Origin of the sequence: Streptomyces griseus subsp. griseus (assembly GCF_000720255.1) — a bacterium.
GTDB lineage: Bacteria > Actinomycetota > Actinomycetes > Streptomycetales > Streptomycetaceae > Streptomyces > Streptomyces griseus_I.
In genome coordinates this window covers 111001-129981 of the sequence record NZ_JOJE01000031.1, presented here as the reverse complement: position 1 = coordinate 129981, position 18981 = coordinate 111001, and the positions used below count along the sequence as shown (strand labels likewise).

The window sequence follows — 18981 nt, the reverse complement described above, 5'->3', positions numbered from 1 at the left end:
GGAAACATGCTGGGCCATGACGACGGAGCCGGGCGGGCGGTGGCCGGCGGCCTGTGGATCGCGCTGATCGCCTCGACCGCTCTCATCGTCATCGGTGTCTTCGGCGTGATCGCAGGCCTGAAGCCCGCGGTGTGGGTGGCCGTCGCCGGCGTGATCTTCGCAGGCGGAACGGCGCTGGCCATTCGGTCACGCCGCAGGTGATCCACGGCGAGAAGACGCGGCCGGGGATTCAGTACGCCGAGTCCCCGGTTCGCTCGCCAGGACGATGCCTCGACGCCGTACGAGGAGCCGAAGGGCGTCGAGGCCGCTCCCTGGGTTTCAGCCGAGCGTCCAGACGACGCTGTCGGTGTACGTGGAGCCGTTGATGGTCGCGGTCACCGCCACGGTGTTCTGCCCCGGCCTCAGGGTGACGTCGGCCCACACGAAGATGTGGTCGCCGCTGCTCAGGGTGCCAAGAGCGGCGCCGTTGAGGGTGGCGGTGACCGTGTCCGCGTTGGAGTACACCTTCAACTCCGCGGCGGCGTCGGTTCGCTGGGTCCAGCGGCGGCTGGTGATGTGAAGGGTCGGGGTGCCGGCCCAGTTGGCCTCGTACCAGTAGAAGGCGTCCTTGCGGATCAGCCGGTCGTGGGTGACCGGGCCCTTGTCGTTGAGCCCCGGTTGGCCTCCTTCGTTGCGGCCGTCGGAGGCGAAGTCGAACATGGCCCAGACGAACGTGCCCCAGATGTACGGACGCTGGGTGAGCTGCTTCCAGGCCGCTTCGTGGAACAGCGACTGGTACTCCTCGGGGTGCCAGGATCCGCCCGGTGCGGGCTTGGGCGGGTTGAGGGCGTGCTGGCCGGTGTTGGCGCCGACGCCGTACTCCGACACGGCGATCCTGCGGGACGGGGAGTGGGTGTGCAGGTTGTCGGCCCACGCACCGAGGTCACCGTCCTTGGAGCCGTAGTACCAGCCGTAGTACTTGTTGAAGCCCGCGACCTGCGTGTGCAGCCCCGTCTGCGCGTCGTCGGGGTCCTCGCCCCGCACCGCGTAGGTGGAGAGCCGGTCCGGGTCCTCCGAAGCGATGATGCCGGCAAGTGACGCGAGCAGCGTGTTCGTGGCGGTGCCGTTGTAGTCGGTCAGCTCGTTGCCGATGCCCCAGAACACGATCGCCGGGTGGTTGTAGTTCTGCCGGATCAGCTCACGCAGCTGGTTCTGGGTGCCGGCGGTGAAGGCGGTCGAGTCGGTGACCGAGTTGACCAGCGGGATCTCCGCCCAGACGATCAGCCCGCGTTCGTCGGCGAGTTCGTAGTCCTTCTGGTCGTGCTGGTAGTGCGCCATCCGGATGGCGTTGGCGCCGAGTTCCCGGACGAGGTCGAAGTCCTGTGTGTGATCGGCGTCGGTCACCGCCCAGCCCTTGACGGCCCGCTCCTGGTGCAGGTTGACGCCGTGCAGGCCGAGGCGGCTGCCGTTGAGGGAGAAGCCGGTGGTGGCGTCGACGGCGACGGAGCGAAGGCCGAGGCGTTCGGTCACCACGTCCGTGATCGTGTCCGCGCCCGCCGTGACGTCGTGGATCTCGACACTGGCGTTGTAGAGGTACGGATCCGCCAGGCCGTTCCACAGCCGTGATCGGTCGATGCTCACGGTCTGTGTGACGTCCGAGCCGGTGGCCGCGGCCAGGACCTGGGGGGTGCCGCTGGCCTCCGCGACGACGTTCCCGCTCTTGTCGGCGACGACGCTGCGGACGACGACCGATCTGGTGGTGGTGCTGTCGTTCCACACCTTCGTCGTCACGGCCACCGTCGCGGACGCCGCCGTCACATTGCTCTGCCGCAGGTAGATGCCGGGACCCGCGTAGTCCTCCATCCGTATGTGGAGGTTGTCGAGGGCCCACAGACTCACGTTGCGGTAGATGCCGCCCTCGAAGGAGTAGTCCGCGCTCACCGGCGCGATGCCGGTGTCACCGGCGTTGGTCACCCTCACCGCGATCACGTTGTCCCCGCCCGGGACCAGCACGCCGGTGACGCCGAACCTGAACCGGGAGTAGCCGCCCTTGTGCTGCCCGAGATACGTGCCGTTGACCCAGACGTCGGCGACCTGATTGACCCCGGCGAACTGCAAGTACAGTCTCTTCCCGGCCAGTTGGGACGGCACGGTGTAATGGCGGCGGTACCAGCCCACTCCGCGGTAGTAGTTGTTGCCGCCATCGGCACCGTCGACGGCGTTCCAGGTGTGGGGCGTGTTGACCGAGGTCCATCCGGAATCGTCGAACCCGGATGCCTGCGCACCCGAGACGTCCGCTCTGACGAACCGCCATCCCGCGTTGAGATCGATGCGGACACGCGGATTGGGCGCCGTGTACGTCGTGGCGGCGGCCGCGGCACCGGCCGCCGGGATGACCGCCAATGAGGCGAGCACTCCACCGACCGTCCCGCTCATCATCTGCGGGGCCCATTCCCGCCTACGGGGCTGCGTCAGGCCCCGAGGTCCGGCGGAGGTGCCGTAGAGCCGCGGACGACGAGTTCCACGGGTGGTTCGCTCGTCGGCGGCGGGTCGGTGTCGGGCTTCTCGATGGCGTGCACGAGGAGGCGGATCCCTTCCCCCGCCGCGGCCTCGAAAGGCTGACGCACGGTGGTGAGGGGAGGGGAGACATAGGCGAAGACGGGGTTGCCGTCGAAGCCGACGACACTGACGTCCTCCGGTACCCGGCGTCCGGCTTCCCGCAGGGCGTGGATCAGGCCGATGGCCATCTCGTCGCCCGCGGCGAACACCGCGGTCACGGAAGGGTCCGAGGCCAGCTCGCGGCCCGCGGCGTACCCGGAGTCCGGCGACCAGTCACCGTTCAGCAGCGGCGGTTCGGGTGCGCCGCGTGCCGCCAGTGCCGCCCGCCAGCCCTCGATACGGTCCTTGGTGGCGTACCACCGTCGCGGGCCGGCGAGGTGATGGACCGTCGTGTGGCCCAGGTCCAGCAGATGATCGGTGGCCGCCCGAGCCAGGTCACGGGCGCCCACGCCCACGGTCACCGTGCGGGTGGCGGTGAAGGCGGGCGGTGCTCCGAGGAAGAGGACCGGCACGTCGAGGCGGGCGCGGACCTTCCCCTGCACGATGGGTTCGGAGATGACGATGCCGTCGACGCCCTGTTCGAGGAGCGACTCCAGCGCATCGGCGATCTCCTCCGGGTCGCCGTCCGGCGTGTTGACGATGCGGAGCGCGTAACCGGCGTCCCGCACGGCGTGTTCGATGTGCACGAGCAGTGAGGCCGTGCCGTACCCGGCGGTTCCGAGAGCGACGACCCCGATGGACCGGGAGCGTCCGGACGCCAATGCCCTGGCGGCGTGGTTGAGCCGGTATCCCAGCTCCTCCGCGGCCGCGAGGACGCGTTGCCGGGCCTCCTCGGAGACGTAGGGCTCGTTGTTGAGGACCCGGGAGACCGTCTTGCGCGAGACGCCGGCCAGCCGGGCGACGTCCGCGCTGCGCGGCGCGGACGAGCCCGCGCCGCGCTCCGCCCCTGGTGTCATGAAAGTCTCCCGATGGCTGTGTGTCTTCGTCGAAGGTGGCCGACGGCGTGTCTGCGCCGAAGATGGCCGACGGCCTGACCGCGTGGTCAGACCGCGCGGTCATGTCTACGCACCCGGCGGGCGCACGTCAAGAGTCCTCGCAGGGTTCGCCGGTCGGGTTTGTTCGTTCGCGTTTGTTTCCGGTCGCTCTTCGATCACCATCGAACGGCGTGCCCCCCGCCGGACGCGAAGCGTTTCCTCGTGCTGACCCGCTTTTGGAGGTCCACCGGCGATCTCACCGGCCCGTTCGCACACAGCAGCGCATCCGTGAGATCGAACAGTTCGTCGCGTGATCACGTAACGTGCGGAAAAGGCTCACTTCGTGGATTACGCACTGTCGGATCCATAAGGCCAGACATCGTCTGCAAAGACCCGTGCGAACCAGTGAGGCTGGACGTCCCGCAGCCGCAGCGTGCGCCAGCGGCTCGGGTCAGTAGGTTCCGGGACTGCGACTTCCACGTCAGGGCCGTAGGCGAAAAGTCTTTCCTGGCAGACACCGCAAGGTGCCAGGATCCAGTACCCGCGATCGCCATCGACGGCGGTCACGCACACCGACGCCACCACACGTCGCCCTCGCTTGAAGGCTTCGCAGATGGCGCCGGTCTCATGGCACAGGTTCACGGCGCTGTTCGGCACGTCCGGGGCGGTGCTCGTGAGGATCTCGCCGTCGTCGAGGCGCAACGCAGCGGCTCCGGACCAGTCCTGCCCGGGGAAGCGGGTGCGCGCCAACTCGATCGCGGCATCCACCAGTTCTTGATCAACGGACATACGCGGAACCGTACTCCCCGGGCCACAGACAGATCGAGTACCCAGCAGGGACTCACCCACAGGCCAGTCGGCGGAGGTTGAAGAACAAGCTCAGCTTGTCTTTTGGCCTGCACGTCGACTTTCTACGCGTTGTCCATGGCACCGTGCCCGCGCCGGCACTCGGCAACCAGTGTGAGGTCCACCGGTTTCTGAGCCTGTTTCCACCTCCGGGGATACTGAAGGCATGGAACTGCGAGGGGACAAAGTCGGCTACCAGGTACTCGGACAGCAACCGGAGAACACCCGAAGGCCAGGGCCGTGACCTCTGGAGCCGGACGAGCGCCGGGGGAAGAAGAACAAGCTCAGCCGTCGACCATGTCGGGGGACACCGCGCTCATCTCGATCAGCTCTTCCAAAGTTCCCGCGGATGCTGCCGGGGAAGGAAACCGAGGAACTGACGCATCGCCATGGAGGACCGCAGACGCAGCGCGCCGGCGTTGCCCTCCCTGGCCGCCGTGGCCCCCTCCTCGGTCAGTGTCGACGTCATCGCGGCGGTCAGCGCCGGGCCCACGACGGGGTGACCGAACCAGTCACCCATGGGGGAGTCGAGGGTGAGCGGCTGCGCGAGCTGGTCCCCGGGCAGGTCGAGGGCGGCGGTCGCGACGACGTCGTGCGCGTTGGCGGCCAGCTGCACCAGGTACTGACCGGGGGCAACGGGCTCGCTTACCTGCCGACCCTCTCGGCCTCCCGGTGTAGCGCAAATCGGGTCGGCTTGACCCGGTGCGCCGTACGCCACTGCGCCGGTACCGGAAGTTCAGACACCTCTCGGTCGAGCAGTCTCGCAGCTCGATTCGCCGGCACCGCAGTCGCGGTCGAGGCCCCGTTCGTCCGCTCGCGAGCCGTCAGCCTTGTGGTCGTGGGCTCGACCCGCGCAGCATTCCCCTTCTGGCGGTCGTAGGTCGACTGCCGACCACGTCGGACGGTCATAAGATTATGGATGTCAGGTCACGGACTAGGCTGGGAGGCGAGGCAACGGAGTGATGGGAGGAAGCTCGTGGCGCGCTATGCCAAGGAGCACAAGCAGGTCACGCGGCAACGGATCATCGAGCAGGCCGGCCACCGGTTCAAGCAGGACGGGATCGACGGGTCAGGCGTCTCCACACTGATGTCGGACGCCGGGCTCACCAACGGAGCTTTCTACGCCCACTTCGCTTCCAAGAACGATCTCGTCGCCAACGTCGTCGCCGACCAACTGCGCACACAGGTGGCGAGGTACGACACGCTACGGCCAGGCCGCCTCGGACTCGAGGACCTCATTCGCGAGTATCTGTCCCCCGGCCACCGCGACCAGCCAGGCACCGGATGCCCCTCCGCCGCCTTGCTCGACGAGATCGGCCGCTGCGAAGACGCGGCCAAACAGGCTTACACCGAGGGGGCGAGGGCCATCCTGGACGAGATCGCTGCCCGGCTGGCACCTGGCGATCCGACATCCGCTCGCGGTAAGGCCATCGGGCTGTTCGCCATGATGGTGGGAACGTTGCAGCTGTCCCGCGCCCTCTCCGACCAGAGGTCCGCCGACGAGGTCCTCGAACACGGAATCGAGAACGCTCTCACGTTCATGCGCTGAGACGACGGTCGGTCGCCGACGTCCACTCACACGTCGGCACTGAGTCCTTACGAGCGCTCGAGGAACTCGAGGGCTTTCGCCACGAACTGCTCGTGGAACTGGAAGATGCCGCCATGGCCGGCGTCGGGGTAGATCACCAGCTCGGCGTTCGGCAGTCGCCGCGCCAGACCGGCCGAGTTCGATGTCGGCACCATCCTGTCGCTCTCGCCGTTGGCGACGAGCACGGGCTGGCGGACGCCGGACAGATCGTGGGGTCGCTCCAGGCCCCAGCGGTGGATGGCCTTGTGCTGGGCGCCGTACGCGGTGAGGGAGATCGCCTTGTCCCGGTCATTGGTGCGCTCCTTCAGCCGGGCGAGGAACTCTTTTCCGGCTCTACGCCCGTTGGCGGTGCGCGTGAAGAACAGGAACTGCTTCGGATCCTGAAGGTGAACAAGGCCCGGACGGTGTCGAGGTGCGACACCCGCGTCACGTTCTTGATGCCCTCACCGCCCGCCGGACCGGTGCCTGCGAGGATCAGCTTGCGGACGAGCTGCGGATCGCTCTGCACGATCACCTGGGCGATCATGCCGCCCATCGAGAAGCTGAGGATGTCGACTCGCTCGAGCCCAAGCGCCCGGATGAAGGTGACGGCGTCCTTCGCCATCTCCTGAATGGTCTTCGGCGTCGACCCGGTACTGGCGCCAACCCCCCTGTTGTCGAAGGTGATGACCCGGTGCTTGGTGGCGATGCCGTCCACGACGCGTGGGTCCCAGTTGTCCAGGACCGCTGCGAGGTGGGTGATGAAGACGACGGGGACACCGGCCCTGGGACCTAGGTCACGGTAGGCGAAGGTCACTCCCCGGCGGTGAGGGTGCGGGTGGCTGCGTTCTTGTATGAGGTCACCACGTCGCCTCGTACACTCCCGAGCCCTCACCGACCGGCAACTCGCCGACGAAGTCCTCGATCAGGGCGTCCGGAACACCCTCATACTGCTGGGCGTCGTCGAGCCTGAGTGCGCCGCGAGCGCGAACTGACGAACGCAACCGTATGGCCACGTCGCTCGCGGGTACGCGCCCGTCTCGCAGCCGAAGCCGGCAGCCGCGCGGCACGATGGGCGACCGCCCGCGGGCAGCCGACCCTTGAGGTTCCCTCTCGTGTCCGTCGTGGGTGTGGTCACTTCCCGACGAGAGGACCGAGTTGCGGTCTACTGACGGTAAATTTAATATTACGATCGTAATTTCTTTGATCTCGGCGCACCGGCCCCTGGTCCGCCTGCGGCAAAAAGGAGACAACGATGAGGGCCTTCCTGGTCGACCGATACGGCAGCGGGGCCGGCCTGCGTGCCGGTGAGGCGCCGGAACCGCAGCTGGGCGCGGACGACGTACTGGTCCAGGTTCGTGCCGTGAGCATCAACCCGCTCGACCGCATGATCCGGGACGGAGAGATGAAGACGATCCTGCCGTACCGGGTCCCGTTCATCCTGGGCAACGACCTGGCTGGGACCGTGGTCAGGATCGGTGCGGCCGTCACGCGGTTCACGGTGGGCGACGAGGTCTACGCGCGGCCCCGCAAGGACCGGATCGGCACGTTCGCCGAGCTCATCGCGGTGCACCAGGACGACTTGGCGATCAAGCCGGCCACGCTGAGCATGGAGGAGGCCGCGTCCCTTCCCCTGGTCGCCCTGACCTCGTGGCAGGTGCTGGTCGAGCGGGCACACGTCCAACCGGGCCAGAAGGTCCTCATCCATGCGGGCTCCGGCGGCCTGGGCACGATCGCCATCCAGCTGGCGAAGCAGCTGGGCGCACATGTGGCCACCACCACGAGTACGGCCAACATCGACGTGGTGAAGAGCCTGGGCGCAGACGTCGCCGTCGACTACAAGAAGCAGGCATTCGAGACGGTCCTGCACGACTACGACGTGGTCCTGGACCCGCTCGGTGGCGAGACCCTGAAGAAGTCTCTGGACGTACTGAAACCGGGCGGAAAGATCATCAGTGTCGTGGGCCCTCCCGACGCCGCCTTCGGCAGGGAGCTGGGCGCGAATCCGGTTATCCGGCTGGCGATGTCCGCACTGAGCTTCCAGACCCGCTGGCGCGCCCGGCGACGCGGCGTCACGTATTCCTTTCTGTTCATGAAGGCCAGCGGAGACCAACTTCGTGAGCTCACCGCGCTCATCGAGACCGGGAAGATCCGACCCGTCATCGACACCGTCTTCCCTTTCAACTCGATCCCGGAAGCGCTGGAGTACTTCGCGGCAGGGCGCGCGAAAGCCGGCAAGGTCGTCGTCAGGATGACGTGAGGGACCCATTTCCTTCCGAGGCTCCGCCAACGAGAACTCCCTGACACGCCTACCGGTAGCGAGCAGGGCGTAGACGGTCGGCGCCGGGGTCGCGGAACTGCATGTATGGCCGGGTGGTTTCCATGGATTCGACAGCTTCGTCCCAGAGGCGGCCCTCTCCGTGGACGCCCGCGCGGCCCGGATCCGCTGGCTGCGCCGACTGCTGGCCGAGTGATGGGGGAGAGGTGTCGGACGACGGCTCCATGTCGTTGGTACACCGACGAGACCGCCCAGTCCGTGGTCACCCGCCCGGACGGCGACTGGAAGGCCACGGGTACCGGCCCGTACCGCGCAGACGACATCTAGGACGGCCGGACCGACGACGCCCGCCGGGCCCGGCTTCAAGCACTTCGTCCTGCGGCCGCAGACTAGGCTGTCGTGCCGGCCAACAGCGAGGCGACCCCGCGTCTTCCGGCGGTGGCCGCCGATGCCGTCCGGGAGGGCAGAATTCCGCTGACGCGGGTGGAAGGCGCGCGGTCCCTCGGGGACGCGGACGGTGTTCGCGCGCTGCCGTGCTGCGAGCGCAACCTCAGCACGTAGGCGAATGGGTTCTGACCGCCTTCGGCCCCGGCGACCTGGGCGCCTCCACCCAGCCGTTGCCCCTCGCCGCCACCGGCTGCTCCCGCCTCCCGCGCGGCTTTCCGCTCATGGGTGGCGGAGAGGCCGTTCTGCTCGGGGGAGCGGCCCGTCCCGCACCCGGCGTACAGATGCCCGAAAGGCAGAATGGCGGTATGACCCTCCACTGCGCTGTGCTGGACGACTACCAGGGCGCCGCCCTGACCCTTGCGGACTGGAGCCCCCTCGCCGGCCGGGTCGACGTCCGCACGCTCCGCGAGAACATCACCGACCGGGACAAGCTCGTGGAAGAGCTCGCCGACTGCGAGATCGTCGTCGCCATGCGGGAGCGTACCCCCTTCGACGCCGACCTGCTGCGCCGCCTGCCCCGACTGCGCCTGCTGGTGACCACCGGTATGCGCAACGCCTCCATCGACCTCGCCGCGGCCACGGCCCAGGGTGTGACCGTCTGCGGCACGGGAAGCAGCTCCACCCCGCCCGTCGAACTGACCTGGGCACTTCTCCTGGGCCTCGCCCGGCACGTCACCGCCGAGAACCGGGCCCTGCGCGAGGGCGGCCCCTGGCAGTCCACCGTCGGCCAGGATCTGCACGGCCGGACCCTGGGCCTGCTCGGACTCGGCAAGATCGGTACCCGGGTCGCCCGTGTCGCCACCGCGTTCGGCATGGAGGTCCTCGCCTGGAGCGAGAACCTCACCGCCGAGCGAGCGACCGAAGCCGGTGCCCAACTGACGCACGGCAAGGAGGACCTGCTGCGTCGCAGCGACTTCGTGTCGATCCACCTCGTCCTGTCCGACCGCACGCGCGGCCTGCTCGGCGAGCCGGAGCTGCGTGCCATGCGCCCGCACGCCCACCTGATCAACACGTCCCGCGCCGCCATCGTCGACCGAACGGCACTCCTGCGCGCCCTGCGCGAGGGATGGATCGCCGGGGCCGGGCTCGACGTCTTCGAGACTGAGCCGCTCCCCGCCGACGACCCCCTGCGCTCCCGACCGAACGTGCTCGCCACCCCGCACCTCGGCTACGTCACCGAGCGGAACTACCGCACCTTCTACACGGAAGCGGTGGAAGACATCACCGCGTTCCTCGCCGGTACGCCGGTCCGGCGGTTGACGGGCGGCTGAGCCCTCGCAGGTCGGCTCCGCGGCCAGGAGGGCGTCGAGCGTGCGACCACGCCACTGATGCCCTCGCCGGTCGTCCCGTTGCTCGGAAGACACCGTCCAGCTGGACAAGTCCGCCGCCGAAGATGTGACGAAAGCCTTTCGTGTCGCCGGGATTGACGCGTGTCCCCTTGACCCCCGACAGTTTGGGCCACTTAATCAACGGCCCTTACAAAGGCGTGTCCGGGGACGCGGGACGATGAGGGGCCAGGGCGGGAAGAGGGACCCTTCCATGCTTCTCAGACGTCGATTCCGCAGCGCCGGTGCGCAGCTCACCGCGTTGACCATGGCCGCCTTCGGCGGGCTGGCGCTGCTCGCGCCGACCCAGGCCAACGCCGCCGCGGACACGATGATCGGGGCGACACTGACGACCGCGGACCTGAGCCAGGCGCTGACACCGCAGCCGGGCATCACGCTCGGGCCGGTGTCCTCGGGGACCGTGAACCTGTCGGTGGACGACACGAAGACGCTCCAGACCATCGACGGGTTCGGGGCCGCCTTCACGGACACCTCCACCTATCTGCTGCAGAACAAGCTCAGCGCGGCCACCCGCGACCGTGTCATGCGCGCCCTCTTCACCAGGGGATCCGGCATCGGCCTGTCCCTGATGCGGGTGCCGATGGGCTCGTCCGACTACACAGCGACCCCGCCCGGCAGCCCCGGCACCTATTCCTACGACGACAACGGCGGCGTCGCCGACCCCACCCTGGCGAACTTCTCCACCGCGCACGACGACGCCTACGTCATCCCGGTCATCAAGCAGGCCCAGGCGCTCAACCCGGCGATGAAGCTCTTCGCCAACGACTGGAGCCCGCCGGCGTGGATGAAGACGACCAACACCATGCTGGGCACGAACAACGGCACCCTGCGCTCCGACATGTACGGGCCGCTGGCGCAGTACTACGTGAAGTTCCTCCAGGAGTACAAGGCGAAGGGCGTCAACGTCTGGGGTGTCACCCCGCAGAACGAGCCGACCATCTCCCCGTCCACGTACTCGGCCATGCTGTGGCCCGCGAGCAACGAGGCGACCTTCATCGCCGACAACCTGGCTCCGGCGCTGCAGCAGGCAGGGCTGAGCGACACGAAGATCCTCGGCGGGGACGCCGACCACGTGGACACCAATTACGCCAACACGCTGATGGGCAACCAGGCGGCGCGCGACGCGATGTACGGCACGGCGTGGCACTGCTACCAGAACGACCTCGGCAAGATGACCACGATCCACAACTCCTACCCCGACAAGCGGCTTTACGAGAGCGAGTGCTCCACCGGCCCGGGGATCGCGCCGATGAACGCCGCCCAGCTCGCCCTGGAATCCACCTTCAACTGGGGCAACGGCGCACTGCTGTGGAACCTCGCGCTGGACACGAACGGCGGCCCCAAGATGGGCGTCGGCTGCGACAACTGCACCGGCCTGGTCACCGTGGACCAGTCGACGGGCAACGTCACCTACACCGACAACTACTACCAGCTGGGCCAGTTCTCGAAGTTCGTCGTCCCCGGCGCGACGCGCATCGGCTACTCCGACGGCGGTGGCATCTGGGCGCAGGCCTACAAGAACCCGGACGGCGGTGAGGTGTTGGTGGCGTACAACAACAACTCCTCCGCCACCACCTTCACCGCCACCTGGAACGGGGCCGGTTCCTTCTCCTACAGGCTCCCCTCGCACGCCACGGTCACCTTCACCAAGAGCTCCCAGAACGGCGCCGCGCAGATCGTGGGGCAGGGATCGAACCGCTGCCTGGACGACGCGAACAACCCGGCCGACGGAGTCCAGCAGATCATCTGGGACTGCGGGGCGACCAACGCCAACCAGAAGTACACGTACTCCGCCGGCCGTGAACTGCGGATCGCCGGCAAGTGCCTCGGCGCGGACGGCAACGGCACCGCCAACGGCACCAAGGTCATCACCTGGGGCTGCAACGGCACCACCAGCCAACAGTGGACCTTCCACGCCGATGGCAGTGTCACCAACGACCTCTCCGGTCTCTGCCTCGACATCACGGCCCAGGGAACGGCGAACGGATCCAAGGCCCAACTGTGGAGCTGCACCGGCGGTACGAACCAGGCCTGGAGCGTCTCCAGCGGCGGCTGACGCCGCGAACGACTGCGTGCTGCGCACGGCGTGAGAAACGGCCCGACGCAAGAATCCGCCGGGCCGTCACACGCCTGTGGGTCATTCCTGCCCGTGCGTGATGGACCCCTTCGCCTCGACGAAGCCGATGTAGTAGAGCAGTGCCGCGATGGTGCGGACGGTGTGGCCCATGATGGTGGTGCTTTGGTCCGACGGATTCGCTCACGCGTCACGCACGAACCTCGTGATGGCCGCCCACTGGTTCTCCACGTTGGCCGCGAGGACGTTGCCCCGCTCGTTGTCGAAGTAATTCAGGGCAGCGCGGCTGTACGCCGGTGTTCCGGCCGAGGACCTCGCCGTCGCGGGCCGCGTGCTGGGCCTGGTCACACAGCGCGCGAACGCGCGAACGCCGAGCTTGCCGACGCCTGAGAGTCCACCACTGCGCCCCGACGGGCCGCTGCTCAGCGCTCGCACTCCGCGGCGACCGCCGAAGCGCTGTACCTCGGCGGGAGCGGCCCGCAGCGGTCCGCAGCCTACGCGGTGCACCCCGAGTCACTGCGGCTCACCTCGGCGCCGGAGCGTCTGCTCCGCGTCCGCGGTCGATGCCTGCCACGTCTCGGCCTTTCGACCTGGCTGTCGAGCGAAGTACGGGGCCGGCCGGCTTTCCGTATGACAGATCGCGCGACGCCGCTCCTACCAGCGGCAGCGTCAGCCGTCGAGGGGGTTTGCTCCCGCTTCCCCGCTGGGGCAGCCCGCAACTGTGAAGCACATGCCTGCCGGAGTGATCACGCGGCGCCCCGAGCCTAACGTGACGTCACATGCCCACCCTCTTACGAAATCCCGCGCCCGGCAGGCGCACCGCCCTCGCAGTCCTGGCCGCTGTCATGGTCCTGGCCACCGGCCCGGTGGCGACGGCACAGGCGCCGGGTCCACCTTCTACCGCCGACTGCGGTACACACGACCAGGCTCGCCGCGCGCTGAACGTCCTCACCGACCGCGACGGGATCGCCGGTGCCGCGGTCCTGATCACTGACCCCACCGCGGACGGCCCCTGCGGGCGCTGGGCCGAGGCCGCCGGAACGGCGGATCTCCGCACCGGACGCCCCATGAACGCCGCCGACCGGCTGCGCGTGGGCAGCGTGACCAAGACGTTCACCGCGACGGTCGTCCTGCAACTCGTAGCCGAGCGCCGCCTCTCGCTCGAGGACCCCGTCGAGCGCTACCTGCCCGGTCTGATACACGGGCACGGCCACCACGGCGCCCGGATCACCGTACGTCAACTCCTGCAGCACACCAGCGGACTGCCCGACTATCTCGACGCTCCCGAATGGGCCCACCCCGAGCGCCTGCGATACCGCCACTTCGAGCCGCGCGACCTCGTCACCCGCGCTCTCGAACTGCCGCGCCCCCAGGGGCAATGGCACTACGCCACCACCAACTACCTGGTCCTCGGCATGATCGTCCGCGAGGTCACCGGCCGTGCCCCCGAGACGGAGATCGCCCGCCGCATCATCACCCCACTGGGCCTGCGCGACACCTACTGGCCCGGTGACGGCACCCGAGTGCAAGGGCCGTACTCCCACAGCTACTTCACCGGCGAGGACGGCCGACGCGTCGACGGCACCTCCTGGAACATGACCTTCGGAGGGGTCGGCGGAGCCCTCGTCTCCACGCCGGCCGACCTGACGCGGTTCGGCAGGGCCCTGCTCGGCGGCCGCCTGCTGCCCCCGGCCCAACTGGCCCAGATGCGGCGAACCGTGGCCGCCGATCCCGACCGCCTCTGGCCCGGCGCCCGCTACGGGCTGGGCCTGATCTCCTCCCCCCTGTCCTGCGGCGGGACGTGGTGGGGGCATGCGGGGACGGTGCCGGGCGGCCACCGGGCCCTGATCGCCATCGGCCCTGGAGGCACCAACGACACCAACGGCGGTCGTCTCCGCAGCGTCGCCGTCGCCCTCAATGAGGTGCCCGCCACCCTCCAGGCCGAGCTCGACTTCCTGGACCTCGTCGACAAGTCCCTCTGCGAGCACAGGCCTTCCGAAAGGACCACCTGATGACCGGCTCCACCCTCCCCGTCACCTCAACGCCGTCGTCCCCGCGCAAACCGGCCGTCGGCGCCCTGCACCGGCTCGTGCGGCGCACCGCGGCGGGGGCCGCCCTGGGCCTCGTCGGCGCGCTCGCCCTCGCCGCACCGCCCGCCGCCGCCGAACCCGCCCGCGCGACAGCCGACCCCCTCGCCCGCTACCACCACCAGCACCTCGCCTGGAAGAGCTGCCTGCTCGGACCCGACGACGAGACCGGCAAGGAACTGCAGCAGGCGGGCGCCCGATGTGCCGATGTCACCGTCCCGTTGAACTACGACGACCCGGACGGACGTACGATCACCGTCGCGATCTCGCGGATAAGGGCCACCGACACGGACCGTCGCGTCGGCGCGCTGCTGCTCAACGGCGGCGGCCCCGGAGGACAGACGATCGGCGACCCGCCGTGGGTGCGTACGGCGATGCGGCAGGTCGGTGAACGCTACGACGTGGTGGGCGTGGACCCCCGTTTCGTCGGCCGCAGCACGCCGCTGGACTGCCACTGGCCCACCGGCTCCTTCGTACGCGGCGCGGGGGCCGACCGCGCCGGGTTCGATCGTCAGGCTGCGTTCGCGGAGGAACTCGCCCGTCGGTGCCGGACGTACGCGGGTGACGTACTGCCGTACGCCAGCACCCGGAACACCGCGCGCGACATGGACGTCGTCCGCGCCGCGCTCGGCGAGCGCAGGATCTCCTACCTCGGCTACTCGTACGGCAGTTACCTCGGCCAGGTGTACGCCACGATGTTCCCCGGCCGCACCGACCGGGTCGTGCTCGACGGAGTCGCCGCCCCCAGCCGCTACAGCCCCCGGCTGCTGCGCGGCACGGAACCGGCCAACCGGCACGCCCTCGAGGGCTGGGCCGACTGGGCCGCCGCCCGTGACACCACTTACGGTCTCGGCCGTACCCGGGAGGCGGTGCTGGCCGTCGTGGACCGGATTCAGACGGCGGCCGGACGCACGCCCCTGCCGATCGGTGACCACCGGGTGGACGAACACGTCATGCCCGTCATCGTCTTCAGCGGCCTCTCACAGGACAACGACACCGCGTACGCCGATCTCGCGCAGGCCGTGCGGGACATGCGGCGGGCCGCCGACGGCCACAGGGTCACGCCTTCGCCAGGGCTGGCCGCAACGCTCCACTTCCTGCTGAGCGGATCCGAATCCGCCTACGGCAGCGTCCAGACGGCGATCCTGTGCGGCGACGTGGCCGCACCGCGCGACCCCGATACATACTGGCGCGACGTCCAACGGGCCCGCGAACGGGACGCGTTGTTCGGTCCCGTCGCGAACAACATCGGGCCGTGCGCCTTCTGGGACCCGCCGCGCGAGCGACCGACCTCGGTCCGGGGCGACCTGCCGGCGCTGCTCGTCAACGCGACGGGCGACCCGCGCACCACGTACGAGAGTGCTCGGGAAGTACGCCGCATGAACCGCTCCTCCCGTCTGATCACCCTCCGCGGCGCGGACCAGCACGCCGTGTACGGCGTCTTCGGCAGCTCCTGCGTCGATACGACGGTCAACACCTACCTGGCCACCGGCCACCTGCCCACCACGGACATCACCTGCGCCCGGCCCTCCTCATGAGAGCCGCGACGGGCGTGCCCGGTCCCAGCGGACCCAGGCAGGCACGCCCTCTCCGGCACGACGGGCGAGCAGGGCCCTGCCGCAGCTCCGGCCGGTCGGCTACTTGAGCTCGTCTGCGGTGTAGTAACCGCCCAGGACCAGGACGTAGTTGTAGTTGGACTTGTCGACGCTCGTCGGCTGCAGCAGGTAGGCGGGCACGGGCTTGACGCCGTTGTTGTAGGCCCTTCTGCTGTTCACACGCGGTGTCCTGCCCTTGAGTATGTCGTCGGCCATGTTCGCGGCGACCTCGGCGAGCTGGCGCAGGTCCTTGTAGACGGTCTGCGACTGCTCCCCAGCGATGATCGACTTCACCGAGGCAAGTTCGGCGTCCTGGCCGGTGATGATCGGGAGGGGCTTGCGGTCGGAATCGTAACCGTACGACTTCAGGGCGGACAGCACGCCGATGGAGATGCCGTCGTAGGGCGACAGGACCGCGTCGACGGTCCTGTTGGCGTACGACTTGGCGAGGATGCGGTTCATGCGCTTCTGCGCGGTCGGGCCGTCCCAGCGCAGCGTGGTGATGTCGCTGAGCTTGCTCTGGCCGGACTGGACGACCAGCTGCTTGCTGTCCAGGTACGGCTGGAGGAGGTGCATCGAGCCCTCGTAGAAGTACTTGGTGTTGTTGTCGTCGGGAGAACCGGCGAACAGCTCGATGTTGAACGGGCCCTTGCCGTCCTCCAGACGGAGCTTCTCGATGATGTAGGTGGCCTGGAGCCTGCCGACCTGCTCGTTGTCGAAGGAGACGTAGTAGTCGACGTTCTTGGTGCCGAGGATGAGCCGGTCGTAGGAGATGACCGGGATCTTGGCGGCGGCGGCCTTCTCGAGCACGTCGTTCAGCGACTCGTTGTCGATGGCCGCGATGATCAGCGCGTCGACGCGCTGCTTGACCAGGTCCTCGATCTGTGAGACCTGGGCCTTCGGGTCGTCGTCCCCGTACACCAGCTTGGCCTGGTACCCCTTGGACTCCAGGTTTTTCACGACGCTCTTGCCATCGGTGAGCCAGCGCTCGGAGGCCCGGGTCGGCATGGCGATGCCGATGGTGCCGCCACCCTGGGAGCTGCTCCCCTTGTCCCCACCGCAGGCGGACAGGGTGAAGGGGAGGGAGGCGGCTCCGGCGATGGTGGCGAGGGCGGCTCTTCGGGTGCGCATGGTGATTGTTCCTTGGTCGTCTCGTCGTTGAGAGGGTGACGGCTCGTCGGGTGCCGGCGGCCAGGACCCCTGGTCAGGGAGTGGGTGGGGCCGGGCATCCGGGTCTCGGCGACTCTCGTGAAGCCCGTGCCGGCGTGCGCCCGTACGCAGATCGGGCAGCGGCGTCCGCGCAGCGGGCACGGACGTCCGTACGGCAGGCCCCGTACGGCGTTCCGGCCACATGTGTGCTGGTTCCGGTGATGCGCAGGGCACTTGCCTTTCAACCGTTCGAGATGTCGTCACCAGGTCGGAATGCTGGCGCGACGCTAAGGCGAGGTACGCGAGGTGTCAACGGGACGAACGGCAACGGTTACGGAAAGTCGCGAAAGACTCCCTCACAGGCCGAAGGCGTTGCCCTCGATGAGGATGAGCAGACCGAGGCTGATGAGGACGAGAGGGAGGAGGACGTGCCCCCACCGGCTGAGGACCCCGGCGATCACGGGACGGGTGGCGAAGTAGCGGCCGGCCAGGCACCACACGGCCACCAGGACCAGGAAGACGGCGGCGTAGACGCTCATCCCGCCCACACCGGCGGTGGCGAACACGGGGACGTAGACGCCGATGTTGTCGCCGCCGTTGGCGAAGGTGACGGCCGCGACCTCCAGCGCCCTCGGGCCGCCCCCGGCCGTCTCGCTTTCGCCGTCTCCGTCGTCTCCGTCGTCACGGTGTCGCCACGCCTGCCAGGCGGCCTTGAGGCCGAGCGCGAGGGGCAGCAGGCCGAGGTAGGGGATGGCGGCCTCGGGCAGGAACGTCGCGCCGAACGCCGCCGCGGCGGCTACGGCGAGGATGGCGGTGAAGCCGAGGTACTGGCCGAGCACGATACGCCGGCCGGAGCCGTGGTGCCCCGCGCCCTGGGCGAAGAACAGTGACAGGACCAGGATGTCGTCGACATTGGTCACAGCGAACAGGCCGGCGGCCTGCCCGACAACGCCCAGGTTCACAGACGGCCACTCTTCCTGCTCGGTTGCCCGACGACAGTATCCGCACCCCGCTCGTCCTAATGCAGGTGCCGAACCACAAGCCGTGCAGGGAGGATCCTGCCATGTCCACTGACTTCGGCGGGATGATCGAGTGCAGACCGGGGGCCCGCCTCCGGGGCCCCGACGACGAGGATGCCGTGTGGCACGCCGCGATCGATCTGTTCCTCCTGGACGTCGGCAACGCCTACGACGCCCTGGCCTGCCTCTTCGGCATCCGCAACTCCTTCGGCTTCCGCCCGTTGTCCGAGGGCCGCGGCTTCCCGGAGGACGCGTCCGAGGAGTTGAGCAGCCAGTTCGCCTCGTACGGCGGCCCTGCCGACGTACACGGGACGACATGGCTCGGCTGGGCCGAGCTCGACTCCGCCGACTGGCGGGAGACCGACAGCTCCGGCACGCGAAGTCGCGAGTCCGTAGCGGGAGACGACACCCACTGGGGCCCCGTCTGGGCTGTGATGCGCACGCTCAGCGCACTCCACGGCGCGGAGAACGTTCGGCTTGTCGTCTGGTTCCACTGAGGGAACGTCCACCAGGCCGATGAGTCCGGCCGGTCGCTCCGGTCATCACCACTAAGAGGCGACACCGAGGAACGAGGAAGAGGAGGGTCACATGCGGCAACCGGAGCCCCACAGCGCGATGCGGCGACTGGACGTGCTCGTGGGCGAGTGGGACATGTGGGCCGTGGGCCGCAGCGTCGGGCCGGTCCGGACGGAGGTCGCGTGGCTGGAGGGCGGCGTCTTCCTCGTGCAACGCGCGGACGCGGACGACGAGTCGGTCCTGCCGGCCGAATGGCGTGCGCACTCTCCGTTCCCCACCGTGATGCTGACGGGCTACGACGACAGTTCGGGGGAGTTCACGACGCTGTACGCCGACGGCCGAGGCGTCGCGCGCACGTACCGGACGAGCATGGACGACGGCGTATGGCGGCAGTGGCGCGCCGCACCCGGTTTCCACCAGCGGTTCACGGCCACCTTCAGCGACGGGGGCGACACGATCCAGGGCGGCTGGGAGCAGTCCGAGGACGGCGAGACGTGGGTGCCGGACTTCGACGTGACGTACGTCCGGGCCGATACGGCGTAGCA

General features: G+C 68.8%; 17 protein-coding genes and 2 pseudogenes. 11 read left to right on the top strand and 8 right to left on the bottom strand.

The genetic code is table 11. The features are described from left to right. The first annotated feature begins 6 nt into the window (after nucleotides 1-6). Nucleotides 7-201: a hypothetical protein gene (locus IG99_RS32200; protein ID WP_037680197.1), complete on the top strand. Its 195-nt coding sequence runs from the start codon at nucleotides 7-9 to the stop codon at nucleotides 199-201. Nucleotides 202-318: 117 nt separating this feature from the next. Here IG99_RS32200 and IG99_RS32195 read toward each other — a convergent pair whose 3' ends face one another. From IG99_RS32195 to IG99_RS32180, 4 genes are all read right to left on the bottom strand, one after another. Continuing rightward, nucleotides 319-2394 (bottom strand): glycoside hydrolase family 2 protein, encoded by a 2076-nt coding sequence (locus IG99_RS32195; RefSeq protein WP_234312036.1) that lies wholly within the window; start codon nucleotides 2392-2394, stop codon nucleotides 319-321. A 56-nt stretch (nucleotides 2395-2450) separates the two neighbouring features. Continuing rightward, entirely contained in the window at nucleotides 2451-3494 is a 1044-nt protein-coding gene (locus IG99_RS32190; protein ID WP_037680194.1) for a LacI family DNA-binding transcriptional regulator, read from the bottom strand. Nucleotides 3495-3860: 366 nt separating this feature from the next. After that, nucleotides 3861-4301: a cytidine deaminase gene (locus IG99_RS32185; RefSeq protein ID WP_037680192.1), complete on the bottom strand. Its 441-nt coding sequence runs from the start codon at nucleotides 4299-4301 to the stop codon at nucleotides 3861-3863. Nucleotides 4302-4683: 382 nt separating this feature from the next. Next, nucleotides 4684-4974: a hypothetical protein gene (locus IG99_RS32180; protein WP_037680189.1), complete on the bottom strand. Its 291-nt coding sequence runs from the start codon at nucleotides 4972-4974 to the stop codon at nucleotides 4684-4686. 360 nt (nucleotides 4975-5334) lie between these two features. Between IG99_RS32180 and IG99_RS32175 the strand changes: the two genes are divergently transcribed. Further along, nucleotides 5335-5907: a TetR/AcrR family transcriptional regulator gene (locus IG99_RS32175; RefSeq protein ID WP_037680188.1), complete on the top strand. Its 573-nt coding sequence runs from the start codon at nucleotides 5335-5337 to the stop codon at nucleotides 5905-5907. A 47-nt stretch (nucleotides 5908-5954) separates the two neighbouring features. Here IG99_RS32175 and IG99_RS50700 read toward each other — a convergent pair whose 3' ends face one another. Further along, nucleotides 5955-6221, bottom strand: a complete 267-nt coding sequence (locus IG99_RS50700) for an alpha/beta fold hydrolase (RefSeq protein WP_234312039.1) — start codon at nucleotides 6219-6221, stop codon at nucleotides 5955-5957. Between the two features lie 29 nt (nucleotides 6222-6250). Then, nucleotides 6251-6643 (bottom strand): alpha/beta fold hydrolase, encoded by a 393-nt coding sequence (locus IG99_RS50695; RefSeq protein ID WP_234312035.1) that lies wholly within the window; start codon nucleotides 6641-6643, stop codon nucleotides 6251-6253. 537 nt (nucleotides 6644-7180) lie between these two features. Here IG99_RS50695 and IG99_RS32165 point away from each other — a divergent pair. The 7 genes and pseudogenes from IG99_RS32165 to IG99_RS32145 all read left to right on the top strand — a co-directional run bounded on the left by IG99_RS32165 (nucleotide 7181) and on the right by IG99_RS32145 (nucleotide 15695). After that, complete coding sequence (locus IG99_RS32165; RefSeq protein ID WP_037680187.1) at nucleotides 7181-8185, top strand: NADP-dependent oxidoreductase; 1005 nt, start codon at nucleotides 7181-7183, stop codon at nucleotides 8183-8185. An 85-nt stretch (nucleotides 8186-8270) separates the two neighbouring features. Next, a pseudogene (locus IG99_RS50690) lies at nucleotides 8271-8399 on the top strand (alpha/beta hydrolase); the annotation flags it as partial. Between the two features lie 556 nt (nucleotides 8400-8955). Beyond that, nucleotides 8956-9921 (top strand): D-2-hydroxyacid dehydrogenase family protein, encoded by a 966-nt coding sequence (locus IG99_RS32160; RefSeq protein WP_199815655.1) that lies wholly within the window; start codon nucleotides 8956-8958, stop codon nucleotides 9919-9921. A 268-nt stretch (nucleotides 9922-10189) separates the two neighbouring features. Continuing rightward, nucleotides 10190-12052 (top strand): ricin-type beta-trefoil lectin domain protein, encoded by a 1863-nt coding sequence (locus IG99_RS32155; protein WP_051866155.1) that lies wholly within the window; start codon nucleotides 10190-10192, stop codon nucleotides 12050-12052. 295 nt (nucleotides 12053-12347) lie between these two features. Continuing rightward, nucleotides 12348-12446 (top strand): annotated as a pseudogene (locus tag IG99_RS50685) (MarR family transcriptional regulator); the annotation flags it as partial. Nucleotides 12447-12849: 403 nt separating this feature from the next. Next, nucleotides 12850-14082, top strand: a complete 1233-nt coding sequence (locus tag IG99_RS32150; RefSeq protein WP_037680185.1) for a serine hydrolase domain-containing protein — start codon at nucleotides 12850-12852, stop codon at nucleotides 14080-14082. After that, a complete protein-coding gene (locus tag IG99_RS32145; protein WP_078948027.1) occupies nucleotides 14082-15695 on the top strand; it encodes an alpha/beta hydrolase in 1614 nt (537 codons plus the stop codon). Before IG99_RS32150 ends, IG99_RS32145 begins: the two co-directional genes overlap by 1 nt. 99 nt (nucleotides 15696-15794) lie before the next feature. On the opposite strand, the gene chvE is transcribed toward IG99_RS32145, so the two are convergent. Both chvE and IG99_RS32135 read right to left on the bottom strand, forming a co-directional pair. Continuing rightward, nucleotides 15795-16883: a multiple monosaccharide ABC transporter substrate-binding protein gene (chvE, locus tag IG99_RS32140; RefSeq protein WP_037680183.1), complete on the bottom strand. Its 1089-nt coding sequence runs from the start codon at nucleotides 16881-16883 to the stop codon at nucleotides 15795-15797. Between the two features lie 374 nt (nucleotides 16884-17257). Beyond that, entirely contained in the window at nucleotides 17258-17863 is a 606-nt protein-coding gene (locus IG99_RS32135; protein ID WP_037680181.1) for a cadmium resistance transporter, read from the bottom strand. Between the two features lie 101 nt (nucleotides 17864-17964). On the opposite strand from IG99_RS32135, the gene IG99_RS32130 reads away from it, so the two are divergent. Together IG99_RS32130 and IG99_RS44395 are read left to right on the top strand one after the other, a co-directional pair. After that, complete coding sequence (locus IG99_RS32130; RefSeq protein ID WP_037680180.1) at nucleotides 17965-18417, top strand: hypothetical protein; 453 nt, start codon at nucleotides 17965-17967, stop codon at nucleotides 18415-18417. 91 nt (nucleotides 18418-18508) lie between these two features. After that, a complete protein-coding gene (locus IG99_RS44395; protein ID WP_051866153.1) occupies nucleotides 18509-18979 on the top strand; it encodes a hypothetical protein in 471 nt (156 codons plus the stop codon). The last annotated feature ends 2 nt before the right edge of the window (nucleotides 18980-18981 follow it).